The organism is Ideonella sp., assembly GCF_041918995.1.
GTDB lineage: Bacteria > Pseudomonadota > Gammaproteobacteria > Burkholderiales > Burkholderiaceae_C > Ideonella.
In genome coordinates, this window is sequence record NZ_JAYRUN010000006.1 from 164,676 (window position 1) to 187,076 (window position 22,401).

A 22,401-nucleotide genomic window follows, 5' to 3' on the forward strand; every position below is an offset into this window, starting at 1 on the left:
CCACACGATGCGCGCCGCTTCCTACACTGCCGTGGATGACCGCGCGCCCGCTCGCCCCGCCCGCCACGGCCGCCGCCCCTGCGGCGCTGCCCTGGACGCACCGCTTCGCCACGCTGGGCCCGGCGTTCTTCACCGAGATGTCGCCGGCCGGACTGCCCGAGCCGCACTGGGTGGCCTGGAGCGACGACTGCGCGGCGGCCCTGGGCTGGCCGGCCGGCTGGCGCGAGCCCGGCTTCCCCGGGCCCGGCGCGCCGCCGGCGCTGGACGTGTTCAGCGGCCGTGCGCTCTGGCCGGGCATGCGGCCGCTGGCGTCCGTCTACAGCGGCCACCAGTTCGGCGTGTGGGCCGGCCAGCTGGGCGACGGCCGGGCGCTGTGGCTGGGCGAGCTGGACACTCCCGCCGGCCCGCAGGAACTGCAGCTCAAGGGCGGCGGCCGCACGCCCTACTCGCGCATGGGCGACGGCCGGGCGGTGCTGCGTTCGTCCATCCGGGAATTCCTCTGCTCGGAGGCCATGCACCACCTGGGGGTGCCCACCACACGCGCCCTGTGCGTCACCGGGTCGGCCCTGCCAGTGCGGCGCGAGCGCATCGAGACGGCGGCCGTCGCCACCCCGGGGGCGCCGAGCTTCATCCGCTTCGGCCACTTCGAGCACTTCGCCCACCACGGGCTGCCCGACGAGCTGCGCGCGCTGGCCGACCACGTCATCGCCCACCACTACCCCGCCTGTGCCCAGGCCGAGCGGCCGGTGCTGGCGATGCTGCGCGCCGTCACCGAGCGCACCGCGCGGCTCATGGCGCACTGGCAGGCGGTGGGCTTTGCCCACGGCGTTATGAACACGGACAACATGTCCATCCTGGGCCTGACCATCGACTACGGCCCCTTCGGCTTCCTCGACGGCTTCGACCCCGGCCACATCTGCAACCACTCGGACGAGCGCGGCCGCTACGCCTTTGCCGCGCAGCCGCAGGTGGCGTGGTGGAACCTGCACGCCCTGGCCCAGGCCCTCGCGCCGCTGGTGGACGACGACGTGGACGCCCTCCACGACGCCCTGTCGCCCTACCCCGCCACGTTCAGCCAGGCGATGACCGGCCACATGCGGGCCAAGCTCGGGCTGGCGCAGGCCGAGCCCGACGACGCCGCGCTCATCGACGACTGGCAGCGCCTGCTGGCGTCCGAGCGCGTGGACTACACCATCGCCCACCGGCGGCTGTGCGACTGGCAGCCCGCCGAGCCCCACGCCAGCGGCGGCGTGCGCAACCTGTTCATCGACCGCGACGCCTTCGACGCCTGGTCCGGCCGCTACGCCGCCCGCCTCGCCCGCGAGGCCAGCCAGGACAACGACCGCGCCGCCCGCATGCGCCGGGCGAACCCCAAGTTCGTGCTGCGCAACCACCTGGCCCAGGCCGCCATCGAACGCGCCGAGCAGGGCGATTTCGCCGAGACCATGCGCCTGCTCGGGGTGCTGCAGCGTCCGTTCGACGAGCAGCCCGAGCACGAGGCCGACGCCGGCTTCCCGCCCGACTGGGCGCGCCACATCGAAGTGAGCTGTTCCTCATGAAGCACGACACCCCCCATCCCATCGACGACCCGCGCTACCCGGTGCGCAAGACCGACGCCGAGTGGCGCGCCCAGCTCTCGCCGACCGAGTACGCCGTCGCGCGCCAGGCCGCCACCGAGCGCGCCTTCACCGGCCGCTTCTGGGACCACTGGCAGGACGGCGTCTACCGCTGCGTCGGCTGCGGCGAGGTGCTGTTCGAGTCCGCGACCAAGTTCGACGCCGGCTGCGGCTGGCCCAGCTACTGGCAGGCCGTGGACGACGGGCGCATCGAACGCGTGGTCGACACCTCCCACGGCATGACCCGCGTGGAGGTGCGCTGCGCGCGCTGCGGCTCGCACCTCGGCCATGTGTTCGACGACGGCCCGGCGCCCACCGGCGAGCGCTTCTGCATCAATTCGGCCGCCATCCGCTTCGACGAGGACGCCGCCCCGCCCGGGGCGGAGGCAGACGCCGGGGCGCGCGGGTAGACTCCCGCGTCGCTCGAGCACCCGGGCCTCGCCCCCGAAGGCCACCGATTCCCCATGAAGCTGCTGTTCGACTTCCTGCCGCTCGTGCTGTTCTTCGCCACCTTCCGGGTGGCGGAGGGTCGCCCCGAAGAGGCCGCCGCGTTCGCCACCGAGTACTTCGGCGCCCTGGTCTCGGGCGGCGTGGTGGGCACGCGCGAGGCGCCGGTCCTGCTGTCCACGCTGGTGGTCATCCTCGCCACGCTGGGCCAGGTGGCCTGGCTCAAGCTGCGCGGCCGCAAGGTGGACGTGATGCTGTGGGTGAGCCTGGCGCTGGTGGTCGTGCTGGGCAGCCTGACGGTCTGGTTCCACAACGACACCTTCATCAAGTGGAAGCCCAGCGGCCTGTACTGGAGCTTCGGCCTGGTGTTCTGGGCCAGCCAGGCGCTGTTCGGCAAGAGCCTGCTCAAGACGCTGATGGGCGAGCAGCTGGTGCTGCCCGAGGCCGTCTGGCGCCGGCTCAACCTCGCGTGGGTGCTGTTCTTCGGCTGCATGGGCCTGCTCAACCTGTGGGTGGCCTACCACTTCGAGACCAGCACGTGGGTCAACTTCAAGGTCTTCGGCACCACCGGCCTGATGTTCGCCTTCGTGATCGGCCAGGGGCTGTACCTGGGCCGCTACCTGACGCGCGACGACGCCGCGCCGGCACCGTCGGACACCGCGCCCGGCGCCGGCGCCAAGGGGGTGGACCGATGAGCCGGCCGCACGTCAGCGCCGCCGCCGTGGAGGCCTGCCTGCGCGAGCGCCTGCAGCCCGAGGAGCTGCAGGTGAACGACGACAGCGCGGCCCACGCCGGCCACGCGGGCGCGCGCGAAGGCAGCCACCTGAGCGTGCGCATCGTCAGCGCGCGCTTCGCCGGGCTGGGGCGCGTGGCGCGCCATCGCCTCGTGTATGATGCCTTGAGCACCTTGATGCCCCAGGGCATCCACGCGCTGGCGATCGACGCACGCGCGCCTGCCGAGCCCTGATGGCGCGGCGCCGGCTCCCCCGCCGGGCGTCGCTCCCACCGTGGGCCGCCTGCCGCACACCCTGGGCGTCAGGTCATACTCTCCCCTTTCTCAACCTCTCGTCCATCGCTGACACCCTCGTCACGAGCGACCCTACGAAGGCGACACGCATGAAGCTGAAATCCTCCGCTGCCCTGGCCGCTGCCCTGCTGCTGCCGCTGGCCGTGCACGCGCAGAACGTGGCCGTGGTCAACGGCAAGGCCGTTCCCAAGTCCCGCGTCGACGCCCTGCTCAAGCAGGCCACCCGCGGCGGCCAGCCGGTGACGCCCGAGTTGCAGCAGCGCGCGCGCGACGAGGTCGTCATGCGCGAGATCTTCGTGCAGGAAGCCGAGAAGCGCGGCATCGCCGCGTCGGCCGCCTACAAGGAACAGATGGAACTGCTGCGCCAGAGCGTGCTGATCCGCGAGCTGTTCGAGGACTTCAAGAAGAAGAACCCCGCCACCGAGGCGGAGGCCAAGGCGGAGTACGACCAGTTCAAGGCCGCCCAGAGCGGCACCGAATACCGCGCCCGCCACATCCTGGTGGAATCCGAAGACGAGGCGAAGAAGCTGATCGCCGAGATCAAGGGCGGCGCCAAGTTCGAGGACCTGGCCAAGAAGCACTCCAAGGACACCGGCTCGGCCGAGAACGGCGGCGACCTCGATTTCGCCAAGGCCGACAACTACGTGCCCGAGTTCAGCGGCGCCATGACCAAGCTGAAGAAGGGCGAGATGACCGAGACCCCGGTCAAGAGCCAGTTCGGCTTCCACATCATCAAGCTCGACGACACCCGTGAAGCCAGCTTCCCGGCGTTCGACGAGGTGAAGCCGCAGCTGATGGCCCGCGTGGAGCAGATGAAGGTGCAGAAGTACCAGGAGAGCCTGAAGAAGGCGGCCAAGACGAACAACTACCAGTTCATGGCCGAATGACCGGCCGCTGAGCCCACGCGCCTGTCCACCGGGGCGCGGCTCACCCTCCCGCACGGCGCCTTCTGGGCGCCGTGTGCGTTTCTGGGGGGACGCGCGCGACGCCGCGGCGCCAGCCGGGACCGCATGTATCATCCATCGCTGTTCGTGATGACTGCTACATGACCGACTGGCTTGTCCTCGCCGCCACCCTGCCCACCCACCCGAGCGCCTTGCGTGTGCGGGTGTGGCGTGCGCTGAAGGCCACCGGGGCGGGCACCCTGCGCGACGGCGTGTACCTGCTGCCCGCGCACGCGCCGGGCGCGGCGGTGCTGCGCGAGCTGGCGGCCACGGTCACGGGCCATGGCGCCACCGCCCACCTGCTGTCCGTGCAGCCCGTGGACGCGGCGCAGGACACCGTCTTCCGTTCCCTGGTGGACCGCACCGACGCCTATGCGGTGCTGCACCAGGCCCTGCGCGATGCGCGCCAGCAGCTGCCCGAGCTGGGCGCCACGGAGGCGCGGCGCCTGTGGCGCACGCTGTCGCGCCAGGTGGCGGAGCTGCGGGCGATCGACTTCTTCCCCGGCCATGCCGCCGCCAAGGCCGACGCCGGCCTGGAGGCGCTGCAGCAGGAGATCGACCGGCGGCACAGCCCCGGCGAGCCCACGGGCGAGCCGGCGACACCCATGCCGCGCCTGGCGCGGGCGGATCACCAGGGCCGGCGTTGGGCCACCCGGCGCCGGCCCTGGGTGGACCGGCTGGCCACCGCCTGGCTGATCCAGCGCCGGGTCGACCCCGAGGCACGCTTCCTGTGGCTGGACCGCCCCGCCGATTGCCCGCCCGATGCCCTGGGCTTCGATTTCGACGGGGCGCGCTTCACCCATGTGGGCGAGCGGGTGAGCTTCGAGGTGGTCGCCGCCAGCTTCGGCCTGGCGGACGAGCCGGCCATCGCCCGGCTGGGCGCCATCGTGCGCTGCCTGGACACCGGTGCCGGCGCCCCGCAGGACGAGGCCGCCGGCGTCGAGCTGATGGTGCGCGGCCTGCACGCCCGCCATGCCGACGACGACACCCTGCTGGCCGCCGCCCTGCCCCTGTTCGACACCCTGCACGCTGCCCTGGAGCCCCCCCGATGACCGACCCGGCCGCCCTGCCCGACACTGCCCCGCCCGCGCCCCCGCCCCCGCCCAGCTTCGGCGAGGCACTGCGCTACTGGTGGCGCCTGGGTTTCATCAGCTTCGGCGGGCCGGCGGGCCAGATCGCGCTCATGCACGAGGAGCTGGTCGAGCGCAAGCGCTGGATCTCCGAGGGCCGCTTCCTGCACGCGCTGAACTACTGCATGGTGCTGCCCGGGCCCGAGGCGCAGCAGCTGGCCACCTACATCGGCTGGCTCATGCACCGGTCCTGGGGCGGCGTGGTCGCCGGCGGCCTGTTCGTGCTGCCCTCGCTGTTCATCCTGATCGCGCTGTCGTGGGTGTACATGGCCTGGGGCCAGGTGCCCGCGGTGGCCGGCCTGTTCTACGGCATCAAGCCGGCCGTCACGGCGCTGGTGGTGCATGCGGCCTGGCGCGTCGGCTCGCGCACCCTGCGCAATGCCTGGCTGTGGGCCATCGCGTCGGCCGCCTTCGTGGCGATCTTCGCGCTCGACGTGCCGTTCCCGCTCATCGTGCTGGCCGCCGGCCTGGCCGGCGCCCTGGGCGGGCGGCTCGCGCCGCAGCACTTCCGTGCCGGCGGCGGCCACGGCGGAAAGCACGCCAGCGCCGGCCCCGCGGTGATCGACGACCACACCCCCGTGCCGCCGCATGCGCGCTTCCGCTGGGGCCGCTTCTGGCGCGTGCTGGTGCTGTTCCTCGGCCTGTGGGTCCTCGTCCTGGGCGGGCTGGTCGCCGTGTACGGCTGGCAGGGCACGCTCACCCAGATGGGCTGGTTCTTCACCAAGGCCGCCCTGCTCACCTTCGGCGGCGCCTACGCGGTGCTGCCCTACGTGTACCAGGGCGCGGTGGACCACTACCAGTGGCTGACCGCCACCCAGATGATCGACGGGCTGGCGCTCGGCGAAACCACCCCCGGCCCGCTGATCATGGTGGTGGCCTTCGTGGGCTTCGTGGGCGGCTGGAACCAGGCGCTGTTCGGTCCCGAGCACACCCTGCTGGCGGGCGCGGTGGCGGCCACGGTGGTGACCTTCTTCACCTTCCTGCCCTCGTTCCTGTTCATCCTGCTGGGGGCGCCCTTCATCGAGACCACCCACGGCCAGCTGCGCTTCACGGCGCCGCTCACCGGCATCACCGCCGCCGTGGTGGGGGTGATCGTGAACCTCGCCGTGTTCTTCGCCTGGCACGTGCTGTGGCCGCAGGGCTGGGCCGGCCGCTTCGAGTGGGCGGCCGCCGTGATCGGGGTGGGCGCGGCCATCGCCCTGTTCCGTTTCAAGGCCGGCGTCATCCCCGTCATCGCGGGCGCCGCGCTGGCAGGCCTCGCCTGGAGCCTGGCCATCGCGCCCCGCCTCGCCGGCTGAGTCGGCGGCCGTCGCGGCGCGCCCGCGCCGGGCTACGTCTTCGTCCAACTGGCTGGAGCCTCCCTCCCGGAGGGAGGCTGGAGGGTGCCGCCAAACGTGCTGGAGCCCCCTCCCGGAGGGGGCTGGGGGAGCAGGCGTTAGCCGCCACGGGCGGCTGCGTCAAGCAGCCGCCCGGCCTCGATGTGCAGCTGGCGCTCGCAGCGCTCGGCCAGCGCGCGGTCGTGCGTCACCATGACCAGCGTGGTGCCGGCCTCGCGGTTGAGCTCCATCATCAGCTGCATCACGGTCTCTCCGGTGGCGAAATCGAGGCTGCCGGTGGGCTCGTCGGCCAGCAGCAGCCGCGGCCGCACCACGAAGGCCCGCGCCAGGGCCACCCGCTGCTGCTCGCCGCCGGAGAGCACGCGCGGGTAGTGGCCCAGCCGCTGTCCCAGGCCGACGCGGCCCAGCATCTCGGTGGCCAGGGCGCGCGCATCGCGCCGGCCGGCCAGCTCCAGCGGCAGCATCACGTTCTCCAGCGCGGTGCGATTGGCCAGCAGCTGGAAGCTCTGGAACACGAAGCCGAGCTTGCGGGCGCGCAGGGCCGCCCGCGCGTCCTCGCCGAGCGCGAACAGGTCCTCGCCCTCGATCAGCACCCGCCCCTCGCTGGGCACGTCCAGGCCGGCCATCAGCGCCAGCAGCGTGCTCTTGCCCGAGCCGGACGCGCCCACGATGGCCGCCGACTCCTGCGGCCGCAGGGTGAAGGAGATGTCGTGGAGAATCGTCAGCGTGCCGGTGGAATCGCTCACCCGCTTGGTGAGGTGCTCAACGCAGATGATGGGTTCGGACATGCAGAAATGGTGGGCAGCAGGCAGGATCGCCGGCGCTGGCGACTGTAGCGGCTCGCGGCGGCGCCTGCTGGCGCTGGGCATCGGGCTGGGTGCCGCGCTCACCGCGGGCACCGCCCCGCCCGCGCGCGCCGCCGCGCCCAAGCTGCTGGTGGTGGGCGACAGCCTGTCGGCCGAGTACGGCCTGGCCCGCGGCACCGGCTGGGTGGCCCTGCTGGCGGCGCGCCTGCAGCGCGAGAAGCTGCCACACGAGGTGGTGAATGCCAGCATCAGCGGCGACACCACGGCCGGCGGCCGCGCACGGCTGCCGGCGCTGCTCAAGGCCCACGCGCCCGCGGTCGTGGTCATCGAACTCGGCGGCAACGACGCCCTGCGCGGGCTGCCGCTGGCGCAGACGCGCGAGCACCTGGCCGCCATGGCACGTGCCGCGCGCGAGGCCGGGGCCCGCGTGCTGCTGGTGGGCATGCAGGTGCCGCCCAACTACGGCCGCCAGTACAACGAGGACTTCGCGCGCAGCTTCGCCGACGTGGCGCGCGCGGAGAAGACGGCGCTCGTGCCCTTCCTGCTGGCCGGCGTGGCCGACCGGCCCGAGGCCGACGCCTGGTTCCAGCCCGACCGCATCCACCCGCTGGCCAGGGCCCACCCGGTGATGCTGGACAACGTGTGGCCGGTGCTGCGGCCGCTGCTCGGCGCGCGCTGACGGGAACGCCGTCAGCCCACCGGGGGCACGTCGGCGCGCAGCGCCACCGTGATCTCGGCGCCGCCGCCGGGGCGGTTGGCCGCGCGGATCTCGCCGCCGTAGCGCTCGACCAGGCTCTGGCTGATCCACAGGCCCAGGCCCGTGCCATCGGGCTTGCGCGTGACGAAGGGCTGGAACAGCTGCGCACGCAGCTCGTCGGGCAGGCCCGGGCCGGTGTCGGCCACCACCAGGTCCACCCCGCCGCCATCGGGCCAGTCGCGCGTGCACAGGTGCAGCTCGCCGCCGTCGGGCATGGCCTGCAGGGCGTTGACGAGCAGGTTGACCAGCACCTGCTGCAGCTCGTGCCGGTTCATGGCCACGGTGCCTGCCGCACGGAAATCGCGTGTCACGGCGATGCCGGCCTTGGCCAGCAGCGGCGCCACCAGCACCAGGCTGGCCTCCAGCAGCGCCGCAGGCGCCAGCGACTCCACGTAGCCGGCGTACTCGGTGGGGCGGGCGAACTGCAGCAGCTGCGTCACGATCAGCCGCATGCGCTCGATCTGCTCGTCGATGAGCTTGAGTTCGCCAGACACTGGCGCGGCCGCCGGGCCCAGCAGCTCACGCACCAGATCCAGGTTGCCCTGGATCACGGCGATGGGGTTGTTCACCTCGTGCGCCACGCCCGCCGTCAGCTGGCCCACCGCGGCGAGCTTCTCCGCGCGCACCAGCTGCCGCTGCGCCGCCTGCAGCTCGCGCGTGCGCTCGGCCACCTTGGCGTCGAGCTCGGCGTTCCAGCGCCGCAGCGCCTCGGTCTGTTCGGCCTGCGTGTCGAGCAGGTGGTCGAAGTGGGCGGCGAGCTCGCCGATCTCGTCGCGGCTGGCCACCGGGCCCACCCGCGCCGCCGCGTCGCCGGCTTCCACCCGCTGCATGGTGCGGCTCATCTGCTCCAGCGGCTTGAAGATGGCGCGCGCCCAGCGCAGCGACACCACGCTGGCGGCCACCATCACCGCGAAGAACAGCAGGCCGATGCTGGCCAGCACCGCGTACTTCAGCCAGGTGAAGGGCCGCTCCAGGAAGCCCACGTACAGCATGCCCACGCGCCGCCCGGTGTGGTCCGCGATGGGCTCGTAGCCGCTCACGTACCAGTCGCTCACCACGAACGCACGGTCCAGCCAGGTGGCCCCCTGGCCCAGCACCGCCTGGCGGACCGTGGCCGACACGCGGGTGCCGATGGCGCGCTCGCGGCCCTCACCGCCGAACAGGCGCACGTTGGTGGAGATGCGCACGTCGTCCAGGAACAGGGTGGCCGTGCCCACGCTGCCCCAGGGCAGCGAGCCCTCGGGGTAGACGATGTCGTTGAGGCGGTCGATGAAGGGCAGGTTGCGGTTGAGCAGCAGGCCCGCCTGCACGTGGCCCAGCAGGCGGCCGGTGTCGTCGCGCACCGGCGCGCTGGCCAGCGCCACCATGGCCCGGTCTTCGTCGTGGCGCTCGGTGGGCACGGCGTTGCGCGTGGGCAGCAGCGGCACGGGCACGCGGTCGCGCAGGGCCGGCGCCAGTGCCGCCAGCTGGCCGGGTGACAGCACCTCCACGGTGGCCGACCGGCGGCCCGCCGGCGGCTCGACGAAGGGCAAGGCCATGCCGCCCTCGGCCCAGTCGCTCGCCACGCGCCGGCCCTCGGGCGTGCGCAGCTCCACGGTGTCCAGCCCCTCGCGCTCGCGCCAGCGGGCCAGCAGCCCCTGCAGTTCGGCCGGCGTGGCGCCGCCGCGCAGCGCCTGCGCCAGGGTGTGCGAATCGGCCACGGCGGCTGCGCTGGCCCCCACCTGGTCCAGCATGCGGTCGAAGTACCCGTGCGCCACGGCGAGGTCGGCGCGCACCTTGGTCACGAGCAGGCGGTCCAGGGCCATGTTGCCCCACCACAGCAGCGCCAGGCCGAGCAGCGGCAGCACCACCAGCAGCGGCAGCAGCACCATCGCCAGCAGCTTGCGGCGGATGGGCCAGCGGCGGAACGCCAGGCGGGCGAGCCCGGCCGGCCGCGTCAGGTCACGCCCCATTCGGCCACGCGCCGCTCGAGCGTGCGCCGCGAGATGCCCAGCAGCTGCGCCGCGCGGGTCTTGTCGCCGTCCACGGAGGCCAGCACGGCCAGGATGTGCTGCTTCTCCAGCGTCTGCAGGTCCGTGGGCACGGGCGCGGCCGCCCGCGCGGGCCGCTGGTACAGGGCCGACACGTTGAGCGCGCCGAGGATCAGCGAGCGCTCGATGAGGTTGCGCAGCTCACGCACGTTGCCCGGCCAGTCGTACTGACCGAGGAAGGCCAGCTCGTCGGCCGTCACCGCGATGGGCGGCACGCCCAGCTGCGGGGCCAGCGTGGCCACGAAATGCTCCACCAGCTCGGGGATGTCCTCCTTGTGCGAGCGCAGCGGCGGCAGGTGGATCTCCACCACCTGCAGGCGGTAGTACAGGTCGGCCCGGAACCGGCCGGCGCTCACCTCGCGCCCCAGCGGCCGGTGGGTGGCGGCGACGATGCGCACGTCCACGGGGATCTGCTGCTCGCTGCCCACCGGCCGCACGCGCCGGTCCTCCAGCACCCGCAGCAGGGTGGATTGCAGCGGCAGCGGCAACTCGCCGATCTCGTCCAGGAACAGCGTGCCGCCCTGGGCATAGACGAACAGGCCGTCGCGGCCGCCCCGGCCCTGGCCCGTCCAGGCCTGGCCGAACAGCTCGGCCTCGATGAGCTCCGGCGACAGGGTGGCGCAGTTGACCGGCACGAACGGCCCGTCGGCCCGCGGGCTGCGCCGGTGCAGGGCCAGCGCCGCCAGCTCCTTGCCGGTGCCCGACTCGCCGGTGAGCAGCACCGTGCTGTCCACCGCCGACACCTTGGCGATGGCGGCCTGCAGGCCCCGGATGGCGATGGAGCTGCCCACCAGGCCATCGGCCGGCGGCGTGCGCTGGGACACCGTGCGGCGCAGCAGCCAGTTCTCCCGGCGCAGCAGCGCCCGCTCCAGGCCGTGGTGCACGGCGTTGAGGATCTGCGTGACGCGAAAGGGCTTGAGAATGAAGTCGGCCGCGCCGGCACGCAGGGCCTCGATGGCCGTGTCCAGGTCGGCGAAGGCGGTGATGAGCACCACCTCGCAGGCGTTGCCCTCGGCGCGCTGCTGGCGCAGCCAGGCGATGCCGCTGCGGCCGGGCATGGCGACGTCCAGGATGACCAGGTCGTAGCGGTGGCGGCGCACCAGGCCGTCGGCCTCGTCCGCGCTGGCGGCCGTGTGCACCAGCCCCACCCGCGAGGCGAGCGTCTTGGCCAGGAAGCTGCGCATGCCCGGCTCGTCGTCGACCACCAGCACGCTGGCCAGATGCCATTGGCTGGCCGGCACGGCCTCGCTCGAAATTGCCTCGGTTGTCACGAGCCGCGCATTCTAGGGAGCGCCGCGACAATTTGTCGCACTCGGGGCGGGATACTCCGATATGCACGCGGGTTCCAACCCATAGGCAAGGCTCGTGCCTCGTGCCCCAATAAACTAGGTTCGTCGCCCCCCATGGCCGGGGGGCGATTCAGGATTTGGAGACACCGCCATGAGTGACCAACCCTCCTCGCCCGGCCTGTCGCGCCGGCGCCTGTTCGCCGGTGCCGGCACCGTCGGCGCCCTCGCCGCGGCGGCTGCCGCGCTGCCGCTGGTGCGTGAACCCGAGCCCCAGCCGGCCGCCGAGCCGGCCCAGCCGGAGCCGGCCACCGGCTACCGCCTCACCGCCCACATCCAGCGCTACTACCAGACCGCCAAGGTCTGAGGCTTCCCCGCCCCCGCCTGCCCGGCGCCACCACGCCCGGCATGCCCGAGGAGAAACGCATGCTGCTCACCCGCAGAACCCCCGTCTCGCCCGCCGCGTCGCCCGCTGGCGCGGCCTCGTCCCCCTTCGTCGCCAGCCTGGCGCGTGGCGTCGCGCGCGCCATGCCCACCATGGACCGCCGCGCCTTCCTGCGCCGCTCGGGCCTGGGCGTGGGTGCCGGCATCGCCGCGTCCGAGCTGCTGCTCGTGCGCAAGGCGCGCGCGGCCGACGCCGCCCCCAAGGCCGACGGCGCCGCCGCCAAGGTGGAGGTCAAGCGCACGGTGTGCGGCCACTGCTCGGTGGGCTGCGCGGTGGACGCGGTGGTCGAGAACGGCGTGTGGGTGCGCCAGGAGCCGGTGTTCGACTCGCCCATCAACCTGGGCGCGCACTGCGCCAAGGGCGCCGCGCTGCGTGAGCACGGCCACGGCGAGTACCGGCTCAAGCACCCGATGAAGCTGGTCGACGGCAAGTACCAGAAGATCACCTGGGACCAGGCCCTCGACGAGATCGCCGCCAGGATGAAGGAGCTGCGCGCCGCCAGCGGCCCGGATTCCATCTTCGTGGTGGGCTCGTCCAAGCACAACAACGAGCAGGCCTACCTGCTGCGCAAGTGGATGAGCTTCTGGGGCAGCAACAACTGCGACCACCAGGCGCGCATCTGCCACTCCACCACCGTCGCCGGCGTCGCCAATACCTGGGGGTATGGCGCGATGACCAACTCCTACAACGATATGCAGAACGCCAAGGCGGCGCTGTACATCGGGTCGAACGCCGCCGAGGCGCACCCGGTGTCCATGCTGCACCTGCTGCATGCCAAGGAGAACGGCTGCAAGGTGATCGTGGTCGACCCGCGCTTCACCCGCACGGCCGCCAAGGCCGACGACTACGTGCGCATCCGCTCCGGCTCGGACATCCCGTTCCTGTTCGGCGTGATGCACCACATCTTCAAGAACGGCTGGGAAGACAAGAAGTACATCGAGGACCGTGTCTACGGCATGGACAAGGTCCGCGAGGAGGCGCTGAACTTCTGGACGCCCGACCGCGTGCAGGAAGCCTGCGGCGTGGACGAGGCCACCACCTACAAGGTGGCCAAGACCATGGCCGAGAACCGGCCGAGCACCATCGTCTGGTGCATGGGCCAGACCCAGCACACCATCGGCAACGCCATCGTGCGCGCCTCCTGCCTGCTGCAGCTGGCGCTGGGCAACGTGGGCAAGTCCGGCGGCGGCACCAACATCTTCCGCGGCCACGACAACGTGCAGGGCGCCACCGACGTGGGCCCCAACCCCGACTCCTTGCCCGGCTACTACGGCCTGGCCGAAGGCGCGCACAAGCACTTCGCCAAGGCCTGGGGCGTCGACTTCGAGTGGATGAAGAAGCAGTACGCGCCCGGCATGATGACCAAGTCGGGCATGACCGTCTCCCGCTGGGTGGACGGCGTGCTGGAGAAGAACGAGCTGATCGACCAGGACTCCAACCTGCGCGGCCTGTTCTTCTGGGGCCACGCGCCCAACTCGCAAACGCGCGGCCTGGAGATGAAGCGGGCGATGGACAAGCTCGACCTGCTCGTCGTGGTCGACCCCTTCCCCAGCGCCACCGCCGCCATGGCGGCCATGCCCGGCCGCCCGGAAGACCTGAACCCCAAGCGCGCGGTCTACCTGCTGCCGGCCACCACGCAGTTCGAGACCAGCGGTTCCTGCACCGCCTCCAACCGCTCCCTCCAGTGGCGCGAGAAGGTCATCGACCCGCTGTGGGACAGCCGCACCGACCACATGATCATGTTCCAGCTGGCCGAGAAGCTCGGCTTCGCCAAGGAGCTGGTCAAGAACTACAAGATGGTGCAGGGCAAGGGCGGCATGGAGCCCGAGCCCGAATCCATCCTCCGCGAGATCAACACCTGCGTCTGGACCATCGGCTACACGGGCCAGAGCCCCGAGCGCCTGAAGGCCCACATGCGCAACATGCATGTGTTCGACGTCAAGACCCTGCGCGCCCGCGGCGGGGTGGACAAGGCCACCGGCTACTCGCTCGACGGCGACTACTTCGGCCTGCCCTGGCCCTGCTACGGCACGCCCGAGCTCAGGCACCCCGGCTCGCCCAACCTGTACGACACCTCGCGCCACGTGATGGAAGGCGGCGGCAACTTCCGCGCCAACTTCGGCGTGGAACGTGAAGGCGTGTCCCTGCTGGCGGCCGACGGCTCGCACTCCAAGGGCGCCGACCTCACCACCGGCTACCCCGAGTTCGACCACCTGCTGTTGAAGAAGCTCGGCTGGTGGAACGAGCTGACCGAGGCCGAGAAGGCCGCGGCCGAGGGCAAGAACTGGAAGACCGACCCCTCGGGCGGCATCATCCGCGTGGCCATGAAGAACCACGGCTGCCACCCCTTCGGCAACGCCAAGGCGCGCGCCATCGTCTGGAACTTCCCCGACCCCATCCCCAAGCACCGCGAGCCGCTGTACAGCACCCGGCCCGACCTGGTGGCCAAGTACCCGACGCACGACGACAAGAAGGCCTTCTGGCGCCTGCCCACCCTGTACAAGACGGTGCAGGAGAAGAACGTCGGCCTGCACAAGGACTTCCCGCTGATCATGACCTCGGGCCGCCTGGTCGAGTACGAAGGCGGCGGCGAGGAGACGCGCTCCAACCCCTGGCTGGCCGAGCTGCAGCAGGACATGTTCGTCGAGCTCAACCCCAAGGCCGCCAACGACCGCGGCATCCGGCACGGCGACTGGGTGTGGGTGAAGACCCCGCCCATGGCCGCCGCGCCGGGCTTCCAGGGCATCAAGGTCAAGGCGCTGGTCACCGAGCGGGTGGACGCGGAGACCGTGTTCCTGCCCTTCCACTTCTCCGGCCGCTGGGGCGGCGTCGACCTGGCGCCGTACTACCCCGAGGGCGCGATGCCGGTGGTCCGCGGTGAGGCCGTCAACACGGCCACCACCTACGGCTACGACAGCGTGACCATGATGCAAGAGACCAAGACCACCATCTGCCAGATCGAGAAGGCCACGGCCTGACCCGGGAGACGACATCCATGGCACGAATGAAGTTCATCTGCGACGCCGAGCGTTGCATCGAGTGCAACAGCTGCGCCACCGCGTGCAAGGCCGAGCACGATGTCCCCTGGGGCGTGAACCGCCGCCGCGTGGTCACCCTCAACGACGGCCTGCCGGGCGAGAAATCGATCTCGGTGGCCTGCATGCACTGCTCCGACGCGCCCTGCATGGCGGTGTGCCCGGTGGACTGCTTCTACCGCACCGACGAGGGTGTGGTGCTGCACGACAAGGACGTCTGCATCGGCTGCGGCTACTGCTCGTACGCCTGCCCGTTCGGCGCGCCGCAGTTCCCGAGCAACGGCACCTTCGGCCTGCGCGGCAAGATGGACAAGTGCACCTTCTGCGCCGGCGGCCCCGAGGACAACGGCTCGGCGGCCGAGTACGAGAAGTACGGCCGCAACCGCCTGGCCGAAGGCAAGCTGCCGGCCTGTGCCGAGATGTGCTCGACCAAGGCGCTGCTGGGCGGCGACGGCGACGTGGTGGCGGACATCTTCCGCAACCGCGTGCTGGTGCGCGGCAAGGGCAGCGAGGTCTGGGGCTGGGGCACCGCCTACGGCAAGCCGGCCCAGGGCCAGGCCGCGCCGGCCGCGCCCGCCACCACCGAGGGGGCCAAGTCGTGATGGGCCCGCGCTCCACCGCATCGCTCACCCTGGCCGCCCTGGCGGCACTGGTCGCCGGGCTGGTGCTCTCGGCCTGCGGCGAACGCCCGCAGTCGGCCACCGAGCCGGGGCCGCGCAAGCAGGCGGATGCCCGCCCGTCCGCCGGGGCCGACGCCGCCTACACCGCCGCGGGCTGGAAGGCCGGCGACGACGCCAGCTGGCAGAACCAGATCCGCGCGCGCACCCAGGGGCAGAACGAGTACAGCCGCGTGCAGTCGAGCTCGCCGTCCGCCACGGGCGGCGTCGTGGCTGCCCCCATGCCGGCCACGATGCCCGCCGCCCGACCCGCGTCGGCGCCCTGAAGGCGCCGGCCCGCTCGCCGTGAAGGACCGCACCATGCTGCGCCTCATCCGTTCCACCGCGCTGGCCCTGGCCTGCGCGGCCGCAGGCCAGGCCGGCGCCCAGGCGCCCGCCAGCGTGCCGGCCGCGGACGCCGCGCCCGCCGTGCGCGCCGTGGCCACCCCGGCGTCGTCCGCCACCCAGCCGCCGCCCCGCCCCGACGACACCAACGCCGAGCGGGCCCGCAGCCAGCCCGGCAACAACGCGCCGATGTGGCGCACGGTGCGCGACGTGGGCGGCAGCAGCACGCTGCCGGGCGCCGAGAAGGGCGTGCTCATCCAGCCCTTCGTGCAGTACCCCGGCTCCGACCGCACCAACGCCGGCGAAGCCTGGCGCCAGGTGCGCAACCAGTGGATCCTGCCCTACGGCGGCGCGCTGCTGTTCATCGTGGCGCTGGCCGTGGCCATCTTCTACTGGCGCAAGGGCCCGCTCGGCCGCGAGCACGGCGACGGCGGCCGCCTGATCGAGCGCTTCACGCCCTTCGAGCGCGCGGCCCACTGGGCCAATGCCGGTGCCTTCGTGGTGCTGGCCGTCTCGGGCCTGGTGATGGCCTTCGGCAAGTTCCTGCTGCTGCCGCTGATCGGCGGCACGCTGTTCGGCTGGCTCACCTATGCGCTGAAGACCGCCCACAACTTCGTCGGGCCGCTGTTCGCGGTGTCGCTGCTGATCGTGCTCGTGGTGTTCTTCCGCGACAACATCGCCAACAAGGCCGACTTCGTCTGGCTGTCCAAGGCCGGCGGCATGCTGGGCCACCAGGAGGTGCCCTCGCACCGCTTCAATGCGGGCGAGAAGGGCATCTACTGGTGGGGCGCGTTCTTCCCCGGCCTGGTCGTGGTGGCCTCCGGCCTGGTGCTGGACGGCCTCATCCCCGGCCTGGGCGACACGCGCGGCCAGATGCAGGTCGCCCACATGGTGCATGCCGTGGTCGCCGTGGCCATGATGTGCGTGATGATCGGCCACATCTACATGGGCACGCTGGGCGTGCGCGGGGCCTACCGCGCCATGAAGACGGGCTACGTCAACGAAGCCTGGGCGCACGAGCACCACGAGCTCTGGTACGACGACATCCGCGCCGGCAAGATCCCGGCGCAGCGCTCCGCCCAGCCGGCCCCCGGGCCCACCGCCGCCCCGCTGGCCACGCCGCGTGCCGGCGCCTGACCGGTCGGTCGAGACAGACGAAAGACGCACCCCGCCATGACGACCTCCCGCACGTCCCTTCCTGTGTCGGCCACCGCTGTGGCCCTGGGCGCCCTGCTGCTGGCCGGCACCGCCGCCGCCAAGCTGCCGCCGCCCAGCGACGAGGCCAAGGCCAAGGCCGCCGAGACCGCCGCCAAGACCGCCTGGACCGACAAGGTCGCGGCCTACCAGCTGTGCAAGGCGCAGGACAAGGTGGCCGCCGGCTACCTGTCCCACGCCAAGGCCGCCGGCCGGCCGGCCTCCGCCCCGGTGGAGACCCCGCCCTGCGCCGACCCGGGCCCGTTCGCCTACGTGCCCTCGGCCGAGGCCAAGCCGCCGTTGGAGGCGTCCGGCGCCCACTCGCCGGCCCGCACCGCCACGCAGCCGCCCAGCAGCAACCGGCCCGACGCCGTGGTGAACCCGGCACCGGCCGGCAAGCCGGCGTCCAAGCCCTGAACGACCTGCACCGCGCCGCCTGACGATGGCCCACCCGCACCCCTCGGCACCGCCGCCGCCCGCCCCGTCGGACGCACGGGCGCCGGAGTGCGTGCGCGCGCCCCGGCTCACCGCCGCGCGCCAGCCGCTGCTGCGCGAGATCCGCATCCTCGACGAGTACGGCAACCACCGCCCGCTGCACATCCCGGCCGAGCGGCCGCTGACCGTCTTCGTCGACAAGCGCGAGCTCGTCACGCTGATGACGCTGGGCGCCGACCCCGAGCGCCTGGTGCTGGGCTACCTGCGCAACCAGCGCCTGGTGGCCTCGATGGACGAGATCGAGTCCATCACCGTGGACTGGGACGTCGACGCCGCCGCGGTGAAGACGCGCCACGGCCTGCCCGACCTGGGCGCGCGCACCGCGCGCCGCACGGTCACCACCGGCTGCGGCCAGGGCACGGTGTTCGGCGACCTGATGCAGCAGACCGCCGGCATCCACCTGCCGCCGCCCGGGCAGGCCCGCATCCGCCAGTCCACCCTGGCGGCCATGCTCGAGACCATGCGCCAGCAGGACAGCATCCACCGCCAGGCCGGCTCGGTGCACGGCTGCGCGCTGTTCCGTGTGGCCGACCGCCAGGCGGAGCTGCTGCACTTCGTCGAGGACGTGGGCCGCCACAACGCCATTGACACCATCGCCGGCTGGATGTGGCTGCAGGGCGTGGACGGTGCCGACAAGTGCTTCTACACCACGGGCCGGCTGACCAGCGAGATGGTCATGAAGGCCGCGCACATGGGGGTGCCCATCGTGGTGTCGCGCAACGGCGTGACGCAGATGGGCCACGAGCTGGCCACGCGGCTGGGCATGACACTCTTCGGCCGGGCGGCCAACAAGCACTTCCTCTGCTATACCGGCTTCGAACGCTTCGATTCCGAGCCGCTGCCCGAGCCCTCGCCCATGCGCGTGGTGTCCTCGGCGCCCCGCTGATCCCGCTGCCGCCTCCTGCCATGGACGAGCCTCGCCTGGACGACCAGGCGCCGCGTCTGCTGACGCTGCGCGCCACCGTGCTGCTGGAACGCCAGCACCAGCCCAACCGCTGGGAGGACTGGCGCTTCGTGCTGGCCGGCGTCGAGCCCGACGACGGCCACCTCGGCGTGCCGGCCCCCGGCGCGGCGCGCCCGCAGCCGCGGGTGCTGCGCGACGACGGCCGCACGGCGCTGTGGGCCTTCCCCGGCCTGGAGGTGAGCCTGCACCCCGACGAGGGCGAGGGCTACCACCTCAACCTCACCAGCGGCGCGCCGGTGTGGTTCGTCATGTGGCGCACCGACGAGGATGAGCCCTCGCAGGCCTGGCCCGAGCGGGTGACCTTGTCGTACCACGAGGCCGGCCGCCTGCTGGACGCGCAGGAGCGCGTGGACAACTGGCCGCTGCCGCCCGACTGGGTGGACATGCTGGCCGGCTACACCGAGGCGCACTACCGGCCCGAGCCCAAGAAGCGCCAGCGCCCCGCGTCCTTCCGCGCGCCGGGCGAGCGGGGGCCGCGGTGAGCGACACCGGCTTCTTCTCGCGCTGGTCGCAGCGCAAGGCGCAGGTGCGCGGCGGCGTGCAGCCGGCCGAGCCGCCTCCCGCCCCGGCCCCCACGCCGCTGGCGCAGCCGCCCGTCGCCCGCCCGCCCGTCGCCCGCCCGGCCCTCCCGCCGCACGCGGCCCCGCTGGCGGCACCGGTGCCGGGCGAGGCCGCCGCGCCCGCGCCCCCGCCGCCCACGCTGGACGAGGCCGCCGCGCTCACGCCGGACGCCGATTTTTCCCGCTTCGTGGCGCCGGACGTGGAACCGGCGGTGCGCAACACGGCACTCAAGAAGCTCTTCGCCGACCCGCACTTCAACGTGATGGACGGCCTGGACACCTACATCGACGACTACGGCCGGCCCGACCCGCTGCCGGCCGGCATGCTGCGCCAGATGGCCCAGGCGCAGTTCCTCGGCCTGTTCACCGAGGACGAGCCGGCCACCGCCCCTTCGCCTGCCGCCTCCGCGGCCACCCCACCGGCCCCCGCGCCCGACCCGTCCGCCGGCCCGGCCACCGCCGCCGACCCCACCTGCCCTGCCCCGCCCGATGAAGACCCTGATCTGCGACTGCAACCGGACGATGCCGCTGGATGCGCCGGCCCTGGCCCGCGCCCTGGCAGCGACGCCGGGCGCCAGCCCTGACGGCCTGGAGGCCACCCACAGCGTGCTGTGCCGGCGCGAGGCCGGCGCGTTCCAGCGCGCCGCCCAGGCCGAGGGCGAGGCCCTGGTCGTGGCCTGCACGCAGGAGGCCCGGCTGTTCCAGGCGCTGCATGCCGAGACGGCCGGTGCGCCTGCGCTCCAGGAGCGGCCCATCCGCTTCGTGAACATCCGCGAGACGGGCGGCTGGTCGCGTGACGCGGCCCAGGCCACGCCCAAGATCGCCGCCCTGCTCGCCGCGGCCCAGCTGCCCGACCCCGAGCCGGTGGGCACCGTCACCTACCGCGCCAGCGGCCGCACGCTGGTCGTCGGCCCGGCCGATGCGGCCGCACGCGCCGCCGCCCTGCTGGGCGACGGCCTGGCCGTCACCCTGCTCGTCACCGGCACCGGCGGCGCGCTGCCGCAGGCCCGCGAGCAGGTGGTGCACACGGGCCGCCTGGTGCGCCTGTCCGGCTGGCTGGGTGCCTTCGAGGCCGAGTGGGACAGCCGCAACCCCATCGACCCCGAGCTGTGCACCCGCTGCAATGCCTGCGTGGCCGCCTGCCCGGAGGGCGCCATCGGGCTCGATTGGCAGGTGGACCTGGACCGCTGCACCGGCCACCGCGCCTGCGTGCGCGTGTGCGAGGCGGCCGGCGCCATCGATTTCCAGCGCGACCCGGTGCTGCACACCGAGCCCTTCGACACCGTGCTGGACCTGCGCGCCGAGCCCGCGTTCACCCAGCACCAGCCGCCGCAGGGCTACTTCCACGTCGCCAGCGACGAGCGCCGCCTGTTCGACGCCGTGCTGCGCCTGCGCGAGCTGGTGGGCGAGTTCGACAAGCCGCGCTTCTTCCAGTACCGCGCCAAGCTGTGCGCGCACAGCCGCAACGAGCGCGTCGGCTGCGACGCCTGCATCGAGGTGTGCTCGGCGCGCGCCATCCGCAGCGACGCCTCGGCCAAGGGCCGCGCGAAGAACAGCCTGCAGCCGGCCGGCGGCATCATCGTGGAGCCGCACCTGTGCGTGGGCTGCGGCGCCTGCACCACCGTGTGCCCCAGCGGCGCGCTGTCGTACGCCGCGCCCAACCCGGTGGACCAGGGCAAGCGCCTGAAGACCCTGCTCTCCGCCTATGCGGCCGCCAGCGGGCCGCGCATTGCCCCCCCGGCCCTGCTGCTGCACAGCCAGGGCGCTGGCCAGCGGCTCATCGACGACCTGGGCCGCGCCGCGCGCCTGGACGACAGCCTGCACGGCGTGCCGGCGCGGGTCATTCCCGTGCCGCTGTGGCACACCGCCAGCGTGGGGCTGGATCTGTGGCTCGCCGCCATCGCCCAGGGCGCGTCCCAGGTGTGGCTGCTGCTCACCGACGAGGAGGCGCCCGAGTACCGCGTGGCGCTGGCCGAGCAGCTCGCCGTGGGCCAGGCCATCCTCGAAGGCCTGGGCTACGGCAGCGGCCACCTGCGCCTGATCGAGGCGCGAGACGCACGCGACCTGGCCACGCTGGACGCCGCGCTGCGCGCCCCGGCCGCCACCGGCGTGCGCCGGCCGGCGAGCTTCGCCGCCCAGGCCGACAAGCGCAGCACGCTGGAGCTCGCCATCGAGCACCTGCGCGCCGAGGCGCCGGCCGCCGTGCCCGAGGCCATCGCCCTGCCCGCGGCCGGCTCGCCCTTCGGCAGCCTGCGCGTGGACGCCGAGCGCTGCACGCTGTGCCTGGCCTGCGTGGGCGCCTGCCCCGAGAACGCGCTGGCCGACAACCCCGACCGCCCGCAGCTGAAGTTCATCGAGAAGAACTGCGTGCAGTGCGGCCTGTGCGCCGGCACCTGCCCCGAGCAGGCCATCACGCTGGAGCCGCGGCTGTGGCTGGCCGACGAGGGCCGCGCGCGCAAGCAGCCGCGTGTGCTCAACGAGGCCCAGCCCTTCGGCTGCATCCGCTGCGGCAAGCCCTTCGGCACCGCACGCGCCATCGAGGCCATGGTCGCCAAGCTGGCCACGCACGCGGCCTTCCAGGGCCCGGCGGCCGAGCGGCTCAAAATGTGCGGCGACTGCCGGGTGATCGACCTGCACACCCGCGTGGACGAAGTCCGCATCACCGACCTGTAATCGCCCGTTCATGCCCGACGCCCCCGCCCAGGCCCTGCATTTCGCCCGCCCCGATTTCCAGGAGGAGATCGCCCGCGCCGAGCTCTACGGCCTGCTGGCGCGGCTATGGTTCGCGCCGCCCGACGAGGCGCTGCTGCAGCAGTTCCGCGTGGCGGTGACCGAGCCGCCCGAGCGCGGCGGCCACCTGGAGGAACCCTGGCAGGCGATGGTGGCCGCCCTGCGCGCCACCGACGAACCGCGCGCCGCAGCCGAGTACGACGCGCTGTTCGGCGGCGTGGGCAAGCCCGAGGTGTTCCTCTATGGTTCCTACTACCTGGCCGGCTTCCTGAACGAGAAGCCGCTGGTGGCGCTGCGCACCGACCTGGCCGCGCTGGGCCTGGCGCGCGACCCCGACAGCGCGCAGACCGAGGACCACATCGCGTTCGGCTTCGAGGTGATGCGCTGGCTGATCGCCGGCGACGATGCCGCCGTGTGCAATCTGGAGCAGCAGCGGCGCTTCTTCCGCGCCCACCTGCAGACCTGGGTGGAGCGCCTGTGCGACGCCGTGCAGGGCCACCCGGCCGCCGTCACCTGGGGTGCCATCGCCGGCTTCACCCGCGCCTTCATCGAGGTGGAGACGCAGGCCTTCGACCTGATGGAGTGAGCGCTGTCGCC

Annotated in this window: 22 protein-coding genes; 19 read left to right on the forward strand and 3 right to left on the reverse strand. The window is 72.9% G+C overall.

Going from position 1 to position 22,401, the window contains the following annotated elements; all coding sequences use genetic code 11:
- Positions 1-35 precede the first annotated feature (35 nt).
- From ACE3UN_RS07495 to chrA, 7 genes are all read left to right on the forward strand, one after another.
- Positions 36-1,559, forward strand: a complete 1,524-nt coding sequence (locus tag ACE3UN_RS07495) for a YdiU family protein (protein ID WP_374674295.1) — start codon at positions 36-38, stop codon at positions 1,557-1,559.
- Positions 1,556-2,026, forward strand: coding sequence for a peptide-methionine (R)-S-oxide reductase MsrB (msrB, locus tag ACE3UN_RS07500; RefSeq protein WP_374674296.1), 471 nt, complete (start codon positions 1,556-1,558; stop codon positions 2,024-2,026). The genes ACE3UN_RS07495 and msrB overlap by 4 nt, the downstream gene beginning before the upstream one ends.
- Before the next feature lie 54 nt (positions 2,027-2,080).
- Entirely contained in the window at positions 2,081-2,758 is a 678-nt protein-coding gene (locus ACE3UN_RS07505; RefSeq protein ID WP_374674297.1) for a septation protein A, read from the forward strand.
- Positions 2,755-3,030, forward strand: a complete 276-nt coding sequence (locus ACE3UN_RS07510; RefSeq protein ID WP_374674298.1) for a BolA family protein — start codon at positions 2,755-2,757, stop codon at positions 3,028-3,030. The genes ACE3UN_RS07505 and ACE3UN_RS07510 overlap by 4 nt, the downstream gene beginning before the upstream one ends.
- A gap of 149 nt (positions 3,031-3,179) precedes the next feature.
- Positions 3,180-3,977 (forward strand): peptidylprolyl isomerase, encoded by a 798-nt coding sequence (locus ACE3UN_RS07515; protein ID WP_374674299.1) that lies wholly within the window; start codon positions 3,180-3,182, stop codon positions 3,975-3,977.
- 158 nt (positions 3,978-4,135) lie between these two features.
- On the forward strand, positions 4,136-5,086 hold the full coding sequence (locus tag ACE3UN_RS07520; RefSeq protein ID WP_374674300.1) for a chromate resistance protein ChrB domain-containing protein: 951 nt from the start codon (positions 4,136-4,138) through the stop codon (positions 5,084-5,086).
- Positions 5,083-6,462, forward strand: a complete 1,380-nt coding sequence (chrA, locus tag ACE3UN_RS07525) for a chromate efflux transporter (protein WP_374674301.1) — start codon at positions 5,083-5,085, stop codon at positions 6,460-6,462. Before ACE3UN_RS07520 ends, chrA begins: the two co-directional genes overlap by 4 nt.
- Before the next feature lie 137 nt (positions 6,463-6,599).
- Here the strand turns inward: chrA and ACE3UN_RS07530 are convergent, their stop codons facing one another.
- A complete protein-coding gene (locus tag ACE3UN_RS07530; protein WP_374674302.1) occupies positions 6,600-7,289 on the reverse strand; it encodes an ABC transporter ATP-binding protein in 690 nt (229 codons plus the stop codon).
- On the opposite strand from ACE3UN_RS07530, the gene ACE3UN_RS07535 reads away from it, so the two are divergent.
- Positions 7,288-7,986, forward strand: a complete 699-nt coding sequence (locus ACE3UN_RS07535) for an arylesterase (RefSeq protein ID WP_374674303.1) — start codon at positions 7,288-7,290, stop codon at positions 7,984-7,986. The genes ACE3UN_RS07530 and ACE3UN_RS07535 overlap by 2 nt on opposite strands.
- A gap of 11 nt (positions 7,987-7,997) precedes the next feature.
- Here the strand turns inward: ACE3UN_RS07535 and ACE3UN_RS07540 are convergent, their stop codons facing one another.
- Together ACE3UN_RS07540 and ACE3UN_RS07545 are read right to left on the reverse strand one after the other, a co-directional pair.
- Positions 7,998-10,016 carry a cache domain-containing protein gene (locus tag ACE3UN_RS07540; RefSeq protein WP_374674304.1) on the reverse strand — a complete coding sequence of 673 codons (2,019 nt, stop codon included), beginning with the start codon at positions 10,014-10,016 and terminating at the stop codon, positions 7,998-8,000.
- Positions 10,001-11,365, reverse strand: coding sequence for a sigma-54-dependent transcriptional regulator (locus tag ACE3UN_RS07545; protein ID WP_374674305.1), 1,365 nt, complete (start codon positions 11,363-11,365; stop codon positions 10,001-10,003). Before ACE3UN_RS07545 ends, ACE3UN_RS07540 begins: the two co-directional genes overlap by 16 nt.
- Positions 11,366-11,534: 169 nt before the next feature.
- Here ACE3UN_RS07545 and ACE3UN_RS07550 point away from each other — a divergent pair, with 169 nt between their 5' ends.
- From ACE3UN_RS07550 to ACE3UN_RS07600, 11 genes are read left to right on the forward strand one after another with little or no spacing between them, the layout of a single operon-like run.
- Positions 11,535-11,747 carry a formate dehydrogenase gene (locus tag ACE3UN_RS07550; RefSeq protein WP_374674306.1) on the forward strand — a complete coding sequence of 71 codons (213 nt, stop codon included), beginning with the start codon at positions 11,535-11,537 and terminating at the stop codon, positions 11,745-11,747.
- 59 nt (positions 11,748-11,806) lie between these two features.
- Positions 11,807-14,803 carry a formate dehydrogenase subunit alpha gene (locus tag ACE3UN_RS07555; RefSeq protein ID WP_374674307.1) on the forward strand — a complete coding sequence of 999 codons (2,997 nt, stop codon included), beginning with the start codon at positions 11,807-11,809 and terminating at the stop codon, positions 14,801-14,803.
- A gap of 17 nt (positions 14,804-14,820) precedes the next feature.
- Positions 14,821-15,462, forward strand: a complete 642-nt coding sequence (gene fdh3B, locus ACE3UN_RS07560) for a formate dehydrogenase FDH3 subunit beta (RefSeq protein ID WP_374674308.1) — start codon at positions 14,821-14,823, stop codon at positions 15,460-15,462.
- A complete protein-coding gene (locus ACE3UN_RS07565) occupies positions 15,459-15,803 on the forward strand; it encodes a hypothetical protein (RefSeq protein WP_374674309.1) in 345 nt (114 codons plus the stop codon). The genes fdh3B and ACE3UN_RS07565 overlap by 4 nt, the downstream gene beginning before the upstream one ends.
- A 34-nt stretch (positions 15,804-15,837) precedes the next feature.
- Complete coding sequence (locus ACE3UN_RS07570; RefSeq protein ID WP_374674310.1) at positions 15,838-16,998, forward strand: formate dehydrogenase subunit gamma; 1,161 nt, start codon at positions 15,838-15,840, stop codon at positions 16,996-16,998.
- 36 nt (positions 16,999-17,034) lie between these two features.
- A complete protein-coding gene (locus ACE3UN_RS07575; RefSeq protein ID WP_374674311.1) occupies positions 17,035-17,472 on the forward strand; it encodes a hypothetical protein in 438 nt (145 codons plus the stop codon).
- A gap of 25 nt (positions 17,473-17,497) precedes the next feature.
- Positions 17,498-18,436 carry a formate dehydrogenase accessory sulfurtransferase FdhD gene (locus ACE3UN_RS07580; RefSeq protein ID WP_374674312.1) on the forward strand — a complete coding sequence of 313 codons (939 nt, stop codon included), beginning with the start codon at positions 17,498-17,500 and terminating at the stop codon, positions 18,434-18,436.
- A gap of 20 nt (positions 18,437-18,456) precedes the next feature.
- Positions 18,457-18,996 (forward strand): DUF3305 domain-containing protein, encoded by a 540-nt coding sequence (locus tag ACE3UN_RS07585; RefSeq protein WP_374674313.1) that lies wholly within the window; start codon positions 18,457-18,459, stop codon positions 18,994-18,996.
- Positions 18,993-19,658, forward strand: a complete 666-nt coding sequence (locus ACE3UN_RS07590) for a DUF3306 domain-containing protein (protein WP_374674314.1) — start codon at positions 18,993-18,995, stop codon at positions 19,656-19,658. The genes ACE3UN_RS07585 and ACE3UN_RS07590 overlap by 4 nt, the downstream gene beginning before the upstream one ends.
- A complete protein-coding gene (locus ACE3UN_RS07595; RefSeq protein WP_374674315.1) occupies positions 19,564-21,747 on the forward strand; it encodes a 4Fe-4S binding protein in 2,184 nt (727 codons plus the stop codon). Before ACE3UN_RS07590 ends, ACE3UN_RS07595 begins: the two co-directional genes overlap by 95 nt.
- A gap of 10 nt (positions 21,748-21,757) precedes the next feature.
- Positions 21,758-22,390, forward strand: coding sequence for a molecular chaperone (locus tag ACE3UN_RS07600; RefSeq protein WP_374674316.1), 633 nt, complete (start codon positions 21,758-21,760; stop codon positions 22,388-22,390).
- The last annotated feature ends 11 nt before the right edge of the window (positions 22,391-22,401 follow it).

Excerpts from the sequence above, each read along its gene's own strand:
- ACE3UN_RS07505 (WP_374674297.1), top strand. The coding sequence starts at position 2,081 with ATGAAGCTGCTGTTCGACTTCCTGCCGCTCGTGCTGTTCTTCGCCACC.
- ACE3UN_RS07530 (WP_374674302.1), bottom strand. The coding sequence starts at position 7,289 with ATGTCCGAACCCATCATCTGCGTTGAGCACCTCACCAAGCGGGTGAGC.
- ACE3UN_RS07570 (WP_374674310.1), top strand. The coding sequence starts at position 15,838 with ATGCTGCGCCTCATCCGTTCCACCGCGCTGGCCCTGGCCTGCGCGGCC.
- msrB (WP_374674296.1), top strand. The coding sequence starts at position 1,556 with ATGAAGCACGACACCCCCCATCCCATCGACGACCCGCGCTACCCGGTG.
- ACE3UN_RS07535 (WP_374674303.1), top strand. The coding sequence starts at position 7,288 with ATGCAGAAATGGTGGGCAGCAGGCAGGATCGCCGGCGCTGGCGACTGT.
- ACE3UN_RS07595 (WP_374674315.1), top strand. The coding sequence starts at position 19,564 with ATGAAGACCCTGATCTGCGACTGCAACCGGACGATGCCGCTGGATGCG.
- ACE3UN_RS07550 (WP_374674306.1), top strand. The coding sequence starts at position 11,535 with ATGAGTGACCAACCCTCCTCGCCCGGCCTGTCGCGCCGGCGCCTGTTC.
- ACE3UN_RS07555 (WP_374674307.1), top strand. The coding sequence starts at position 11,807 with ATGCTGCTCACCCGCAGAACCCCCGTCTCGCCCGCCGCGTCGCCCGCT.
- ACE3UN_RS07515 (WP_374674299.1), top strand. The coding sequence starts at position 3,180 with ATGAAGCTGAAATCCTCCGCTGCCCTGGCCGCTGCCCTGCTGCTGCCG.
- ACE3UN_RS07520 (WP_374674300.1), top strand. The coding sequence starts at position 4,136 with ATGACCGACTGGCTTGTCCTCGCCGCCACCCTGCCCACCCACCCGAGC.
- ACE3UN_RS07575 (WP_374674311.1), top strand. The coding sequence starts at position 17,035 with ATGACGACCTCCCGCACGTCCCTTCCTGTGTCGGCCACCGCTGTGGCC.
- ACE3UN_RS07540 (WP_374674304.1), bottom strand. The coding sequence starts at position 10,016 with ATGGGGCGTGACCTGACGCGGCCGGCCGGGCTCGCCCGCCTGGCGTTC.
- ACE3UN_RS07510 (WP_374674298.1), top strand. The coding sequence starts at position 2,755 with ATGAGCCGGCCGCACGTCAGCGCCGCCGCCGTGGAGGCCTGCCTGCGC.
- chrA (WP_374674301.1), top strand. The coding sequence starts at position 5,083 with ATGACCGACCCGGCCGCCCTGCCCGACACTGCCCCGCCCGCGCCCCCG.
- ACE3UN_RS07585 (WP_374674313.1), top strand. The coding sequence starts at position 18,457 with ATGGACGAGCCTCGCCTGGACGACCAGGCGCCGCGTCTGCTGACGCTG.
- ACE3UN_RS07600 (WP_374674316.1), top strand. The coding sequence starts at position 21,758 with ATGCCCGACGCCCCCGCCCAGGCCCTGCATTTCGCCCGCCCCGATTTC.
- fdh3B (WP_374674308.1), top strand. The coding sequence starts at position 14,821 with ATGGCACGAATGAAGTTCATCTGCGACGCCGAGCGTTGCATCGAGTGC.
- ACE3UN_RS07580 (WP_374674312.1), top strand. The coding sequence starts at position 17,498 with ATGGCCCACCCGCACCCCTCGGCACCGCCGCCGCCCGCCCCGTCGGAC.
- ACE3UN_RS07495 (WP_374674295.1), top strand. The coding sequence starts at position 36 with ATGACCGCGCGCCCGCTCGCCCCGCCCGCCACGGCCGCCGCCCCTGCG.